A 13697-nucleotide genomic window follows, 5' to 3' on the forward strand; every position below is an offset into this window, starting at 1 on the left:
TCTAGGCGCCGCCACCGGTCCCGGGGGAACGCCCGTGCCCCCGGCTTCCGCTAGCGCGGCGCCGTGTCGTCCGCCGGGAACGCCGGGCCGTGGCCCGGGACGATCACGTCGGCCGTGGCGAGGACGCGGAGGCGCGAGCTCTTCAGGACGGTGTGGTCCGGGGCCACCGGGTCCTCCACCGGGCCGTTCGGGCGCCACCAGAGGTCGCCCACAAAGGCGATGACGCCGTCGCCGGTACCCGCGAGGAGGGTGATGTCCTCGGGGCTGTGGCCGGGGGTACGGATCAGCCGCAGCGACGGGGCGAGCTCGTGGCCCTCGGCGTCGCGGTCGGTCCATTGGTCGTTCTCGTAGATCGCCTTGTGGTCGTGGACGCGGGCCCGGCCGAAGAGGCCGACGTTCATGGTGTTGTCGGGGTGGTGGTGGCTGAGCACGACATCGGTGATGTCGTCGGGGCCGAGGCCGAGACCGGCGAGCGGGCCGAGGATCCGGTCGCGGCTCGCCACCATGCCGGGGTCGACGATCACGTGCCGGTCGCCGTCGCGCACGTAGGAGACGGTGGCGGCGACCCCGGGGCCGGTGGAGAGCGTGTAGCCGGTGGTCAGGATCGTGTACGCGGCGGTGCGGCCGCGGGGCGCGTCGTCGTGGTGTGTCATGCCCCCAAGTCTTCTGCGGGCCCCGGTCCTTCACGAGTGGCCGTACTGCCAGTGATCGCGGGAATCGTGCCACGGCACCGCGCACGACCGCCGTGCCAGACTCGCCCCCATGCCGCCGCCCTTCGTGACCGTCGCCGCCTACGCCCCGCACGGGGTCGGCATGCTCGGCGCCGGCATCGTCTCCGAGGTGTTCGACGCGCGCGGCGGGGACCTGCCCCGCTTCGACTTCGCGCTCTGCACCGACCGGCCGGGGAAGGTCCGCACCGACGTCGGCCTGCCGCTGGTCGTCGAGCACGGTCTCGACCGGCTCGCCACGGCCGACCTGGTGATCGCCCTGCCGTGGGCGGAGTTCCGCACGCCGCCGGGGCGGGCCGTGCTCGACGCGCTGACCGCCGCGCACGCGCGCGGGGCCCTGGTCGCCGCCCACTGCGTCGGCGCGTTCGCGCTCGCCGCGGCCGGGCTGCTCGACGGGCGGCGGGCCACCACGCACTGGCGGTTCGCCGGACTCCTGGCCGAACGCCACCCGGACGTCACCGTCGAACCCGACGCCCTCTACGTCGACCAGGGCCCGATCGTCACGGGCGCGGGCGCCGCCGCGGGCTTCGACCTCTGCCTGCACCTGCTGCGCCGGGAGCACGGGGCCACCACGGCCAACGCCATCGCCCGGGACCTGGTGCTCCCGTCCCACCGTGACGGCGGCCAGGCCCAGTACCTGGCCACGCCCGTCCCCGAGGACAGCCGGGACGAGCGGCTCACCGACGTCCTCGCCTGGGCCAGGGAGAACCTGCACGAGCCGCTGCCGGTCGCCGAGCTGGCCCGCCGGGCCCTGATGAGCCGGCGCTCCTTCGCCCGCCGCTTCGCCGCCTCGACCGGCACCACCCCGCACGCGTGGCTGCTGTCCCTGCGTCTCGGCCGCGCCGAGGAGCTCCTGGAGACCACGGACCTCCCGGTCGAGGAGATCGCCCGGGCGGTCGGCTTCGGCAGCGCGGCGGTGCTGCGCGCCCAGTTCGTACGGCGCCGCGGTGTCCCGCCCCGCTCGTACCGCCGTTCCTTCACGCGTACGCCCTGACGGGCCCGGACGCCCTGGGCAGGGCTCCGGGTGTACGCGATCATGCCGTCATGAAGCTGCGCTGCGCCATCCTCGACGACTACCAGGGCGTCGCCCTCGCCTCCGGCGACTGGGGCTCGCTGGCGGGGCGTGTGGACGTCCGCGTCCTGCGGGAGCACCTCACCGACCGGGACACGCTCGTCGCCGCCGTACACGACTGCGAGATCCTCGTCGTCATGCGGGAACGGACCCCCGTCGACGCCGCGCTCCTCGCCCGGCTGCCCCGGCTCCGGCTGATCGTCACCTCCGGGATGCGCAACGCCTCCGTCGACGTCGCCGCCGCACGCGCGCGCGGGGTCACCGTCTGCGGCACCGCGAGCAGCTCCGCACCGCCCACCGAGCTCACCTGGGCGCTCCTCCTCGGCCTCGCCCGCCACGTCCCGGCCGAGGCCCGGGCCCTGCGGGAGGGCGGGCCCTGGCAGTCCACCGTCGGCGCCGACCTGGCCGGCCGGACCCTCGGGCTCGTCGGCCTCGGCAAGATCGGCACCCGGGTGGCCGGGATCGGTCTCGCCTTCGGCATGGACGTGCGCGCGTGGAGCCCGAACCTGACGGAGGAACGGGCGGCCGAGCACGGCGTGCGGCTCGCGAAGGACAAGCGGGAACTGTTCGCGGACAGCGACTTCGTCTCGCTCCACATGGTGCTCTCGGACCGCACCCGGGGCCTGGTCGGGGAGCCCGAGCTGCGGGCGATGCGCCCGCACGCGTACCTCGTCAACACCTCACGGGCGGGGCTCGTCGACGGCGGCGCGCTGCTGCGGGCACTGCGCGAGGGGTGGATCGCGGGGGCGGGCCTCGACGTCTTCGAGACCGAGCCGCTGCCGGGGGACGACCCGCTGCGGTCCCTGCCGAACGTGCTCGCGCTGCCGCACCTCGGATACGTGACGGAGGGGAACTACCGGCGGTACTTCGGGCAGGCGGTCGAGGACATCGAGGCCTTCCTGAAGGGCGCGCCGGTGCGCGAGCTGGCCTGACCCGGCCCGAGCCCGCCGGTCCGGTGCCGCTACCCCAGGCTCGTACGGGCCAGGTCGAGGAACTCCTCGTCCGTCAGGCCCAGGCCGCGGGCCTCCGCCGCCGCCTCGCGCAGCCGGGAGATCAGGCGGGCGCGGTCGGGAGCGGTGGCGCCGGGGACGATGACGGCGCCCCGGCCCCGGCGGAGTTCGATCAGGCCCTCCTCACGGAGCCGCTGGTAGCCGCGGAGGACGGTGTGGACGTTGACGCCGAGGGAGTCGGCGAGTTCCCGGGCGGCCGGGAGGCGTTCGCCGGGTGCGGCGGAGCCGTCGGCGAGGGCGCCGCGGACACAGCCGGCGATCTGGTCGCCGAGGGGCGCGGCGGAGGCCGGGTCGACACGGAAGAGCACGGTCAGACCCTCCCATGCCGCTCGGCGAGCGTGTTGAGGAGGGCGGCGGCGGTCCGCGCGTCGGGCACGGTGACCGCGAACTCACGTCCGCCGCCCCGCCGTACGACGAGGGTCTCGCCGGCGTGGAGCACGACGCCGGTCCGGTGGGACCGGACGCGGTAGCCCCAGCCGCCGAAGTCGGCGAGCACGGCGGCGGTGTCGAGCTTCCTGGCGCTCGCGCCCGCGATCTCGTCGAGCGGCACCCGGACCCTGGGCCGGGGGACGAGCGAGGGCCGGACGGTGACGCCGCGCCGGTCGACGGTGACCCTGACCCGGGCGAGGGCGAGGCCCGGCACCCCGATGACCAGGCCGAGCAGGGCGAGCAGGGCGGTCGGCCAGGGCGCGAGGAGCAGGCCGGCGGGGACGGCGGCGAGGGCGAGCGTCGCGAGGACGGTCAGCGGGCGGGAGGCGGTGGCGCGGGACCAGCCGGCGACCTCGCTCGCGCCGAGCGGCAGCCGGGGGCGGTCGGTCGCGTCGGCGCGGGCGGCGGGCTCGTCCGCGGGGACGAGGGGGGCCAGCACACGTCCGGCGAGGGCGAACACCGCGGCGGCGGCCGCCGCGAGCGCCAGGTCGGTGAGCGGGGAGACGACCTGGGCCGGGTCGACGGCGTCCAGGTTGGCGCGCAGGAGGAGGACGAGCAGCGCTCCGGCGAAGCCGGCCGTCGCCCACGCGCCCCAGAGGACGGTACGGCGGACGAGGACCGTCCAGCCGGTGCCGAGCCCGAGGAGCAGGCCGACGCCGAGGACGGCGAACGCGGTACGGCCGGTGAAGCCGTCGGCGCGGCCGTCGTCGCCCACGGTGAAGTGGGTGGCGAGGGGGTCGGGGAGCCGGTCGTGCCAGAGGGAGAGCAGCAGCAGGCAGGTGGTGAGGGCGAGGACGAAGGGCAGCGCGGCGAGCGCGCGGAGACGAGGCGTGGCACGGTTCATGGAAACCTCCATTGTTCGCACCAGGATAGAACAAGTTGTTCGTACTGCGCTAGAACAACTTGTTTTCCCTTCGGGATGCGGGCCCCGGCCACCGTCATGCGGACGATTCGCGGCTCGGCCGCCGACCCGGAGAACCTCCCCGAGCTCGGCCTCGGGAACGTCGACGCGGCGACGGCCCTGAAGGCCGCCGCCGCGTCGACGTGGCTTCCGGTCAGCCGGCGTTCTCCGCCAGGACGGCGCGCAGCGCCTCGGCGAACTCCGCCGGGGCGCCGTGCTGGCCGAACTCGCCGCCCAGGAAGCCGCCGTGGTGGCTCGGGAAGACAGCGAGCGGGGTGCCGAGCCCCTCGGCGACGGCGACCGCCGCGCGGGCGGCGAGCTCGCCCTCCGACTCCTTCCCCGCGGCGACGACGATCCGGGTCGGCGCGGCGCGCAGGGCGGTGAAGTCGGGGCGGTACGAGGTGCAGCCGCGCATGTTCTGGCCGAGCAGCGGGTCGTCGCGCCGGCCGTCGTCCTCGGCCGGCAGGCCGAAGGCGGCCGGGGAAGGGGCGGGCTCCTCGGCCCAGTTCGCCGGGAACTCGCCCTTACGGCTCGTCAGGGCCAGGAACTTGGCCATCGCGGACCCCCAGCCCTCCCGCAGATAGGTCGCGTGGACGTCCGCGCAGACCCCGAGGGCCGCCTCCCGGTCCGGGACGACCTGGGCCGTCGGCGGCTCGTGCGCGACCAGGGCGTGCACCAGGTCGCCGCGCCGGGCCACCAGGGCGAGGGCGTTGACGGCGCCGCCGCTGCTCGCGAAGACGTCCACGGGGCCGGTGCCGAGCGCCTCGATCAGCCGGGCCAGGTCGTCGGCGTGCTCGTCGGGGAGCGTCTCCGCCGCGCCGTCGGTGCGCTCGCTGCGGCCCACTCCGCGCGGGTCGTACGTGACGACGGTCCGGTCGGTGAAGTGGGAGGCGAGCGTGGTGAAGCCGGTCGCGTCCATGGGGGAGCCGATGAGCAGCAGGGGGCGGTCGTCGGTTCCGGTGCTGGTTCCGGTGCCGGGGCGCACGTCGTAGCGCAGGATCGCACCCGTGGCGTCCAGGGTCCGGGTGTCGGTCTCGGTCTCGGCCATGGGTCTCTCCTCGATGGTGGGACGGTCATGGGGTAGACCGCCGTCACCACCGGAACTCATCGGTCGCGCGGCCGACGGGGGGAACCGCTACTCGGCGCCGCACTCGTGGTCGCCGGCGTCCACCACGACCCGGTCGAGCAGTCCGCGCAGCACCGTCCGCTCCGCCGCGGTCAGGTCGCCGAAGAGCTCGCGCTCGGCCGCGCTCACCGCCGCGTCGATCCGCTCGAGGGCCGCCGCGCCGGCCTCCGTGATCTCCACGATGTGGCGGCGCCGGTCGGCCGGGTCGCGGCGTCGCTCGGCGAGCCCCGCCGTCTCCAACTCGTTCAGGATCGCCACCAGTTGGCTGGGGTCGATCTCCATCGCGGCGGCCAGGTCCCGCTGCCCCATGGCGCCGGGGGCGAGCTGCATCAGCGTCATCGCGTTCCTCGGGTGCAGTCCGGCGACGCCCAGGGCGGCGCGGATGCGCGCGCCGGTGAGTTCCCCGCGGAAGGAGAGGAGGAAGCCGAGGCGGTCGGTCGGAAGAGCTGCCATGACACCCACCGTAACAGCGGCCCTATTGTGGAGCCAGATAAATCATTGATATAGTTCAACGATTGAAGTCATTGGACCATTGGAGCACACCCATGTTCATCGGTTACGCCGTCGTCGCCGCGCTGCTCGCCTTCGCGCTCTCCGCCTCCGCCTTCCTGACCTTCACCCGCAACCCGCAGATCGTCGGCAGCATGACCAAGCTGGACGTACCGGATTCCTGGCTGCCACGGCTGGCGACCCTGAAGGCGGCCGGCGCGGTCGGCCTGCTCGCGGGACTCGCCGTGCCCCTGCTGGGCGGGGCGGCGGCGATCGGCGTGGCCCTCTACTTCATCGGGGCCCTGGTCACGCACCTGCGGGCGAAGGACTACGAGCTGGCGCCGGTCGTGGTCCTGACCCTGCTCGCGGCGGCCGCCCTGGTGTTGCGCATAGCCTCCGCCTGAGCGCCCCCATCGGCGAGACGAAACGTCTTGCGAAGGGTTCACCGGTACCGTACGGTCGAGGACACGAGACGAGACGTCTCGTATTGACTCTGTCGTCGACGTACAGGAGACCGCCCTTGTTCCGTGTCCTACTCACCGAGGTCAGCAAGCGCTACGACGACCGGTACGCGCGGAACCGGACCGTGCTCGACCGGGTCTCCCTCACCGTCCGCGCCGGCGAGCGGCTCGGCGTCGTCGGTGGCAACGGCTCCGGGAAGTCCACCCTGTTGCGGCTCCTCGCCCTGCTCGAGGCTCCCGACAACGGGACGGTGACCGTCGAGGCGCCCGGCGGACTCGGCCACCTCTCCCAGACCCTGGACCTCCCCCCGACGGCCACCGTCGGCGACGCGATCGACCACGCGCTCGCGGACGTGCGGGAGCTCGAGCGGGCGATCCTGGCCGCCGAGACAGACCTCGCCGACACCGATGACGGTGGCCTCGCCGCGTACGCGGAACTGCTCGACGCCTACGAGGCGCGGGGCGGCGCCGGGGCCGACCGGCGGGTCGAGACCACGCTCCGGCGGCTCGGCGAGCCCGGGCCGCTCGACCGTGACCGGCCGCTCGGGACGCTCTCCGGCGGGCAGCGCTCCCGGCTCGCCCTGGCCGCCGCGCTCGCCGCCGAGCCCGAACTGCTGCTGCTCGACGAACCGACCAACGACCTGGACGACGAGGCCGTCGCCTGGCTGGAGGAGCGGCTGCTCGCCCACCGGGGCACGGTCGTCGCCGTCTCCCACGACCGGGTCTTCCTCGACCGGGTCACCACCGCCGTCCTGGAGGTCGACGAGGACCGCCACACCGTCCGCCGGTACGGGAACGGCTACGCCGGCCACCTGGCCGGCCGCGCCGCCGAACGGGCCCGCAGACGAAGGGAGCACGAGGAGTGGAAGGAGGAGCTCGCCCGGTACCGGGCGCTCGCGGACACGAACATCGACCGGTTCTCCGCCATCCCCCGCAAGGCCCCGGCCGCGTTCAGCGGGGCGGGCGCCTTCCGGGCCCGGTCGCGGGCGCACGGGGCGGCGAGCCGCATCCGGGCCGCCCGCGAGAAGCTCGCCCGGCTCACCACCGACCCGGTGCCCCCGCCCCCGGAACCCCTGCGGTTCCGCGCGGACCTCACGGGCGAGGGCGCGCCCGTCGACCTCGACGGCGTACGGGTGGACGGCCGGCTCCGGCTCGACGGCCTCCACCTCGACGCGGGCGAGAGACTCCTGGTCACCGGCCCGAACGGCGCCGGGAAGAGCACCCTCCTGAAGGTCCTCGCGGGCGAACTCGCCCCGGACGCGGGCACGGTGGACGTTCCGGCCCGGGTCGGACTGCTCCGCCAGGAGACGGCCCCACCCACCGACCCCCGTACGGTGGGCGAGGCCTTCGGAGCGGACCGCGCGGACGAACTGCTCGCCCTCGGTCTCTTCTCCGCCGGGGACCTGGCGACCCCGGTCCGGTGCCTGTCGACGGGACAGCGCCGGAAACTGGAACTGGCACGGCTCGTCACCGAACCGGCCGATCTGCTCCTCCTCGACGAGCCGACCAACCATCTGGCCCCGGCGCTCGTGGAGGAGATCGAGGCCGCGCTCGCGCTGTACCGGGGCACGCTGGTCGTGGTCAGCCACGACCGGCGGCTCAGAGCGGGCTTCCGGGGCCGCCGTCTCGAACTGGCCCCGGAATCCCTGGTCACGGGCCGAACCGCATGACCTACTCGTCGTCCGAGGAGCCTTCGAGGTCGCCCTCGGTCTCCAGGAACACCTGGCGCAGGGCGGCCAGGGTCTCCGGGTCCGGCTTCTCCCACATGCCGCGCGACTCGGCTTCGAGGAGCCGCTCCGCGATGCCGTGCAGCGCCCACGGGTTGGCCTCCTTCAGGAAGACCTGGTTCGTCTCGTCGAGGACGTACTCCTGCGTCAGCTTGTCGTACATCCAGTCGGCGACCACGCCCGTCGTCGCGTCGTACCCGAAGAGGTAGTCGACGGTCGCCGCCAGCTCGAACGCGCCCTTGTAGCCGTGGCGGCGCATCGCCTCGATCCAGCGCGGATTGACCACGCGCGCGCGGAACACCCGGGAGGTCTCCTCGACGAGCGTGCGGGTGCGGACGGTCTCCGGACGGGTCGAGTCGCCGATGTACGCCTCCGGGGCCGTGCCCTTGAGCGCGCGGACGGTCGCCACCATGCCGCCGTGGTACTGGAAGTAGTCGTCCGAGTCGGCGATGTCGTGCTCGCGGGTGTCGGTGTTCTTCGCCGCGACCGCGATCCGCTTGTACGCCGTCTCCATCTCGGCCCGCGCCGGGCGCCCTTCGAGCCCGCGCCCGTACGCGTACCCGCCCCACACCGTGTACACCTCGGCGAGGTCCGCGTCCGTCCGCCAGTCGCGCGAGTCGATCAGCTGGAGGATGCCCGCGCCGTACGTGCCGGGCCGGGAACCGAAGATGCGGGTGGTGGCGCGCCGCTCGTCGCCGTGCTCGGCCAGGTCGGCCTGCGCGTGCGCCCGTACGTAGTTGTCCGACGCGGGCTCGTCCAGGCCCGCCACCAGGCGTACGGCGTCGTCGAGCAGCCCGATGACGTGCGGGAACGCGTCCCGGAAGAAGCCCGAGATGCGCAGGGTCACGTCGATGCGCGGACGGCCGAGTTCCGCCGTGGGGATCGGCTCCAGGCCGTTCACGCGGCGCGAGGCCTCGTCCCACAGCGGGCGGACGCCGAGCAGCGCGAGCGCCTCGGCGACGTCGTCGCCCGCGGTGCGCATCGCGCTCGTCCCCCACAGGGAGAGGCCCACCGAGGTCGGCCACTCGCCGTTGTCGGTGCGGTAGCGCTCCAGGAGGGAGTCGGCCAGGGCCTGCCCGGTCTCCCAGGCGAGCCGGGACGGCACGGCCTTCGGGTCGACCGAGTAGAAGTTCCGGCCGGTCGGCAGGACGTTGACCAGGCCGCGGAGGGGGGAACCGGACGGTCCGGCCGGGACGAAGCCGCCGTTCAGGGCGTGCACGGCGTGCGTCAGTTCGTCGGTGGTGGCGGCAAGCCGCGGCACGACCTGCTCGCAGGCGAAGCGGAGGACGGCGTGCACCTCGGGGCCGTACGCGGCGGCGACCGTCGCGACCGCGTCCACGGACCAGCCCGCCGCCTCCATCGCCTCGACCAGCTCGCGGGCCTTCGCCTCCGCCTCGTCGGCGGTGGTGCGGGTCGCGGCCGACTCGTCGAGGCCGAGCGCCTCGCGCAGACCGGGCAGGGCCTGCGTGCCGCCCCAGATCTGGCGGGCGCGCAGGATGGAGAGGACCAGGTTGACCCGGGCCTCGCCCTCCGGGGCGCCGCCGAGGACGTGCAGACCGTCGCGGATCTGCGCGTCCTTGACCTCGCACAGCCAGCCGTCGACGTGCAGCAGGAAGTCGTCGAAGCCGTCGTCCTCCGGGCGCTCCTGGAGGCCGAGGTCGTGGTCGAGCTTGGCGGCCTGGATCAGCGTCCAGATCTGGGCGCGGATCGCGGGCAGCTTCGCCGGGTCCATGGAGGAGATCTGCGCGTACTCGTCGAGCAGCTGCTCCAGGCGCGCGATGTCGCCGTACGAGTCGGCGCGGGCCATCGGCGGCACCAGGTGGTCGACGAGGGTCGCGTGGACGCGCCGCTTGGCCTGGGTGCCCTCGCCCGGGTCGTTGACGAGGAAGGGGTAGATCAGCGGGATGTCGCCGAGCGCCGCGTCCGGTCCGCAGGCGGCGGACAGGCCGGCGTTCTTGCCGGGCAGCCACTCCAGGTTGCCGTGCTTGCCCAGGTGGACCATGGCGTCGGCGCCGAAGCCGCCGTCCTCGGCGCGGGCGGCGATCCAGCGGTAGGCGGCGAGGTAGTGGTGGGACGGCGGGAGATCGGGGTCGTGGTAGATCGCGATCGGGTTCTCGCCGAAGCCGCGCGGCGGCTGGATGAGGATCAGCAGGTTCCCGCGCCGCAGGGCGGCGAGGACGATGTCGCCCTCCGGGTTGCGCGAGCGGTCGAGGAACATCTCGCCCGGCGCCGGGCCCCAGTGCTCCTCGACGTGGGTGCGGAGCTCCTCGGGGAGCGTCGCGTACCAGCGCTTGTAGTCGGCGGCCGGGATGCGGACCGGGTTGCGGGCGAGCTGCTCCTCCGTCAGCCAGTCCTGGTCGTGGCCGCCGGCCTCGATGAGCGCGTAGATCAGCTCGTCGCCGTCGCCGGAGACCAGGCCGGGAAGCTCCTCGGCGGGCCCGAAGTCGTACCCCTCGGCGATCAGACGGCGCAGGAGGGAGACGGCGGACGCGGGGGTGTCGAGGCCGACGGCGTTGCCGATGCGGGAGTGCTTCGTCGGGTACGCGGAGAGGACGAGCGCCAGCTTCTTCTCGGCGTTCGGGATGTGGCGGAGCCGGGCGTGCCGTACGGCGATCCCGGCGACGCGGGCCGCGCGCTCGGCGTCGGCCACGTACGCGGGCAGGCCGTCCTCGTCGATCTCCTTGAAGGAGAACGGGACGGTGATGAGCCGCCCGTCGAACTCGGGCACGGCGACCTGACTGGCGGCGTCCAGCGGGGAGAGGCCCTCGTCGTTCTCCTCCCAGGCGGCGCGCGAGCCGGTGAGGCAGAGCGCCTGGAGGATCGGCACGTCGAGCGCGGCGAGCGCCCCCGCGTCCCAGGCCTCCTCGTCGCCGCCGGCCTGCGCCTGGGCGGGCTTGGTGCCGCCGGCGGCGAGGACGGTGGTGACGATGGCGTCGACTCCGCGCAGCTCGGCGAGGAGCTCGTCCTCCGGGGCCCGCAGGGAGGCCACGTACAGCGGGAGGGCCCGCGCGCCGGCGTCCTCGATGGCGTCGCACAGGGCGCCGACGAAGGCGGTGTTCCCGCTCATGTGGTGGGCGCGGTAGTAGAGCACGGCGATGGTCGGGCCGCTGTCGTTCTTCGCGACCCGGTCGAGGGGACCCCAGGTGGGGGCGGCGGCCGGGGCCTCGAAGCCGTGGCCGGTGAGCAGGACGGTGTCGGAGAGGAAGCGGGCCAGCTGCTCCAGGTTCCCGGGGCCGCCGTGCGCGAGATAGGCGTGCGCCTCGGTGGCGACGCCGACGGGGACGGTGGACGTCTCCATCAGCTGCGCGTCGGGCGCCTGTTCGCCGCTGAGGACGACCACGGGCTTTCCGGCGGCGCGGACCGCGTCGAGACCGTCCTCCCAGGAGCGGAGCCCGCCGAGGAGGCGGACGACGACGAGGTCGGCGCCGTCGAGGAGGCCGGGCAGTTCGGCGAGGGGAAGGCGGGCGGGGTTGGCGAAGCGGTACTCCACCGGGCCGCCGGCCGAGGCGGCGTTCGCCGCGCGGGCGCTGAGCAGGTCGGTGTCGGAGTGCGACAGCAGCAGAAGCATGGCGAGCGCAGGCCTTCCTCGGGGTTGTCCGCGCCCCGGGTGGTCGTGTGGACGGCAGGAGTTCCTGACTCACCCGTTCCGTCGTGCCTGGTACGGGCTCACAGTGGCGGGACCGCGCCGGATTCTCACCGGGCTTCCTCCCCGGGGTCCTGGGACCCCATGCCGAACTGCATCCTAGATCGTGGCGCCGAGGGCCGGGGCGGGCCGCCGAGTCGGCCTGATCACACCCGGTGGGCGCCCGGTTCCCCGTGGGTATGCTCGCCGCCATGCCGCCCACCCCACCCACGACGCCCGAACCGGGCGAAGCTCGCATACGGGACCGTGGCGACGCCTGCCCCGGGGCGCTGCGCCTGCACCCCGCCGAGGACGGCCGCCTGGCCCGACTCCGCCTGCCCGCAGGTAGATTGACGTTCCGTCAGGTCGAAGCCCTCGCGACGGCGGCGGAGACGCTCGGCGACGGGCGGGTCAGCATCACCTCGCGCGGCAACGCGGAGCTGCGCGGTCTCGGCGAGGGCTGCGGGGCGGAGCTCGCCGGCCTCCTCGACGAGGCGGGCCTGCTGCCCTCCCCCACCCACGAACGCGTCCGCAACATCGTCGCCTCGCCGACCGCCGGACTCGACGGACTCGGCCACGCGGACGTGCAGTTGTGGGCGCGCGACCTTGACGCCGCGCTGTGCTCCGAGCCCCGGGCGGCGGCGCTTTCCGGCCGTTTCCTGTTCGTCCTGGACGACGGGCGCGGGGACGTGGCCGGGCTCGGCGGCGATGTGAAGTTGATCGCAGACGCGGACGGGACCGCCGTGCTGTGGCCCGGCGGCCGGCAGGTCTTCCGGCTCGCCGCCGCCGACGCCGTCCGCGCCGCCCTCGCCGCCGCCCTCGCGTTCCTCGACGCCGCCGACGCGGCCGGGAACGGCGCCTGGCGGCCCCGTGAACTGCCCGACGCCCACGTCCCGGACTGGGCCGGGGCCCTGGCGCGCGCCGGGATCGCGGCCGAGGCCCTGCCCGTACCGCCGACGCCGTTCTCCCCGCCGCCCGCGCCCGGAGCCCTCGGGGACGGCGGCCTGTACGTCCTCGCGCCGCTCGGCCGGCTGACCGCCGCCCAGCTGCGGGCGCTGCTGCCGGCCGACGAGGTCCGGTTCACACCGTGGCGGGGGGTGGTCGTGGTGGAAACCGGAACAGGGGCCGCCGCGGATCGCCTGGACGCCCTGGAGACGTACGGCCTCATCACCCGCCCCGACGCACCCGGCGCCGGAGTCACCGCCTGCACCGGGCGCCCCGGCTGCGCCAAGTCCCTCGCCGACGTACGTACGGACGCTCTCGCCGCGCCCCCCGGGCCGCTGCCCGTGCACTTCTCCGGGTGCGAGCGGCGCTGCGGACACCCGTACGGCGGCTGGATCGAGGTCCTCGCCACCGGCGAGGACACCTATCTGGTGGACGGCGCGCCCACCTCCCGTACCTCCCTGTCAGAAGCCGTCGCGGCGGCCCGCACCCCCGTCGGCCCCACGCCCCCCACGAGATGAGCGAGAGCGACACGATGTTCGACTACGAGAAGGACGGGGCGGAGATCTACCGCCGGTCCTTTGCCACGATCCGCGCCGAGGCGGACCTCGCGGGCCTGCCCGCCGACGTCGCCCAGGTGGCGGTCCGGATGATCCACGCCTGCGGCATGACCGACCTCGTGCAGGACATCGCCTACTCCCCCGGGGTCGTCGCGAACGCCCGCGCCGCGCTCCGCGCCGGTGCCCCGATCCTCTGTGACGCCCAGATGGTCGCCAGCGGTGTCACCCGCAAGCGGCTGCCCGCCGACAACGAGGTGCTCTGCGCGCTCTCCGACCCGGCCGTCCCCGGCCTCGCCGCCGAACTGGGCACCACCCGCTCCGCCGCCGCCCTCGAACTGTGGCGGGACCGCCTCGAAGGCTCCGTCGTCGCCATCGGCAACGCCCCCACCGCCCTCTTCCACCTCCTGGAGATGATCGCGAAGGGAGCGGGGAAGCCCGCCGCCGTCCTCGGCATACCGGTCGGCTTCATCGGCGCCGCCGAGTCCAAGGACGCCCTCGCCGCCCAGGAACTGGGCCTCGAGTACCTCGTCGTACGGGGCCGGCGCGGCGGCAGCGCGATGACCGCCGCCGCCATCAACGCGATAGCGCACGAAGCGGAGATCCAGAAGTGACCGTCACCGGCAAGCTGTA

At 74.5% G+C, this 13697-nt stretch carries 12 protein-coding genes and 1 riboswitch; of the genes, 6 read left to right on the forward strand and 6 right to left on the reverse strand.

Features of this window, described 5'->3' with window-relative positions; all coding sequences use genetic code 11:
• Positions 1–50 precede the first annotated feature (50 nt).
• Entirely contained in the window at positions 51–653 is a 603-nt protein-coding gene (locus tag ACFWUY_RS12430; protein WP_384106179.1) for an MBL fold metallo-hydrolase, read from the reverse strand.
• Positions 654–762: 109 nt separating this feature from the next.
• Between ACFWUY_RS12430 and ACFWUY_RS12435 the strand changes: the two genes are divergently transcribed.
• Entirely contained in the window at positions 763–1722 is a 960-nt protein-coding gene (locus ACFWUY_RS12435) for a GlxA family transcriptional regulator (RefSeq protein ID WP_384106182.1), read from the forward strand.
• 50 nt (positions 1723–1772) lie between these two features.
• Positions 1773–2732: a D-2-hydroxyacid dehydrogenase family protein gene (locus ACFWUY_RS12440; RefSeq protein WP_384106185.1), complete on the forward strand. Its 960-nt coding sequence runs from the start codon at positions 1773–1775 to the stop codon at positions 2730–2732.
• A gap of 29 nt (positions 2733–2761) precedes the next feature.
• On the opposite strand, the gene ACFWUY_RS12445 is transcribed toward ACFWUY_RS12440, so the two are convergent.
• The 4 genes from ACFWUY_RS12445 to ACFWUY_RS12460 form a co-directional block, all read right to left on the reverse strand.
• Complete coding sequence (locus tag ACFWUY_RS12445) at positions 2762–3118, reverse strand: GntR family transcriptional regulator (RefSeq protein WP_384106188.1); 357 nt, start codon at positions 3116–3118, stop codon at positions 2762–2764.
• 2 nt (positions 3119–3120) lie between these two features.
• Entirely contained in the window at positions 3121–4083 is a 963-nt protein-coding gene (locus tag ACFWUY_RS12450) for a hypothetical protein (RefSeq protein WP_384106191.1), read from the reverse strand.
• A 211-nt stretch (positions 4084–4294) separates the two neighbouring features.
• Positions 4295–5188 (reverse strand): alpha/beta fold hydrolase, encoded by an 894-nt coding sequence (locus tag ACFWUY_RS12455; protein ID WP_384106194.1) that lies wholly within the window; start codon positions 5186–5188, stop codon positions 4295–4297.
• Positions 5189–5275: 87 nt separating this feature from the next.
• Complete coding sequence (locus tag ACFWUY_RS12460) at positions 5276–5719, reverse strand: MarR family winged helix-turn-helix transcriptional regulator (protein ID WP_384106197.1); 444 nt, start codon at positions 5717–5719, stop codon at positions 5276–5278.
• 92 nt (positions 5720–5811) lie between these two features.
• Here ACFWUY_RS12460 and ACFWUY_RS12465 point away from each other — a divergent pair, with 92 nt between their 5' ends.
• Together ACFWUY_RS12465 and ACFWUY_RS12470 are read left to right on the forward strand one after the other, a co-directional pair.
• Positions 5812–6159 carry a DoxX family protein gene (locus tag ACFWUY_RS12465; RefSeq protein ID WP_384106199.1) on the forward strand — a complete coding sequence of 116 codons (348 nt, stop codon included), beginning with the start codon at positions 5812–5814 and terminating at the stop codon, positions 6157–6159.
• Between the two features lie 89 nt (positions 6160–6248).
• Positions 6249–7886: an ABC-F family ATP-binding cassette domain-containing protein gene (locus ACFWUY_RS12470; RefSeq protein ID WP_384106525.1), complete on the forward strand. Its 1638-nt coding sequence runs from the start codon at positions 6249–6251 to the stop codon at positions 7884–7886.
• A gap of 1 nt (position 7887) precedes the next feature.
• On the opposite strand, the gene cobN is transcribed toward ACFWUY_RS12470, so the two are convergent.
• The gene (gene cobN, locus ACFWUY_RS12475; protein WP_384106202.1) at positions 7888–11511 is read right to left on the reverse strand and encodes a cobaltochelatase subunit CobN; all 3624 of its coding nucleotides are present in this window, start codon (positions 11509–11511) and stop codon (positions 7888–7890) included.
• Positions 11512–11550: 39 nt separating this feature from the next.
• A riboswitch (cobalamin riboswitch) is annotated at positions 11551–11679 on the reverse strand.
• 86 nt (positions 11680–11765) lie between these two features.
• On the opposite strand from cobN, the gene cobG reads away from it, so the two are divergent.
• The gene (gene cobG / locus ACFWUY_RS12480) at positions 11766–13028 is read left to right on the forward strand and encodes a precorrin-3B synthase (protein WP_384106529.1); all 1263 of its coding nucleotides are present in this window, start codon (positions 11766–11768) and stop codon (positions 13026–13028) included.
• Positions 13025–13678 (forward strand): precorrin-8X methylmutase, encoded by a 654-nt coding sequence (locus ACFWUY_RS12485; protein ID WP_384106205.1) that lies wholly within the window; start codon positions 13025–13027, stop codon positions 13676–13678. The genes cobG and ACFWUY_RS12485 overlap by 4 nt, the downstream gene beginning before the upstream one ends.
• Positions 13679–13697: the final 19 nt, after the last annotated feature.

The sequence above is a fragment of the Streptomyces sp. NPDC058664 genome, from assembly GCF_042716635.1.
Classification (GTDB): Bacteria; Actinomycetota; Actinomycetes; order Streptomycetales; family Streptomycetaceae; genus Streptomyces.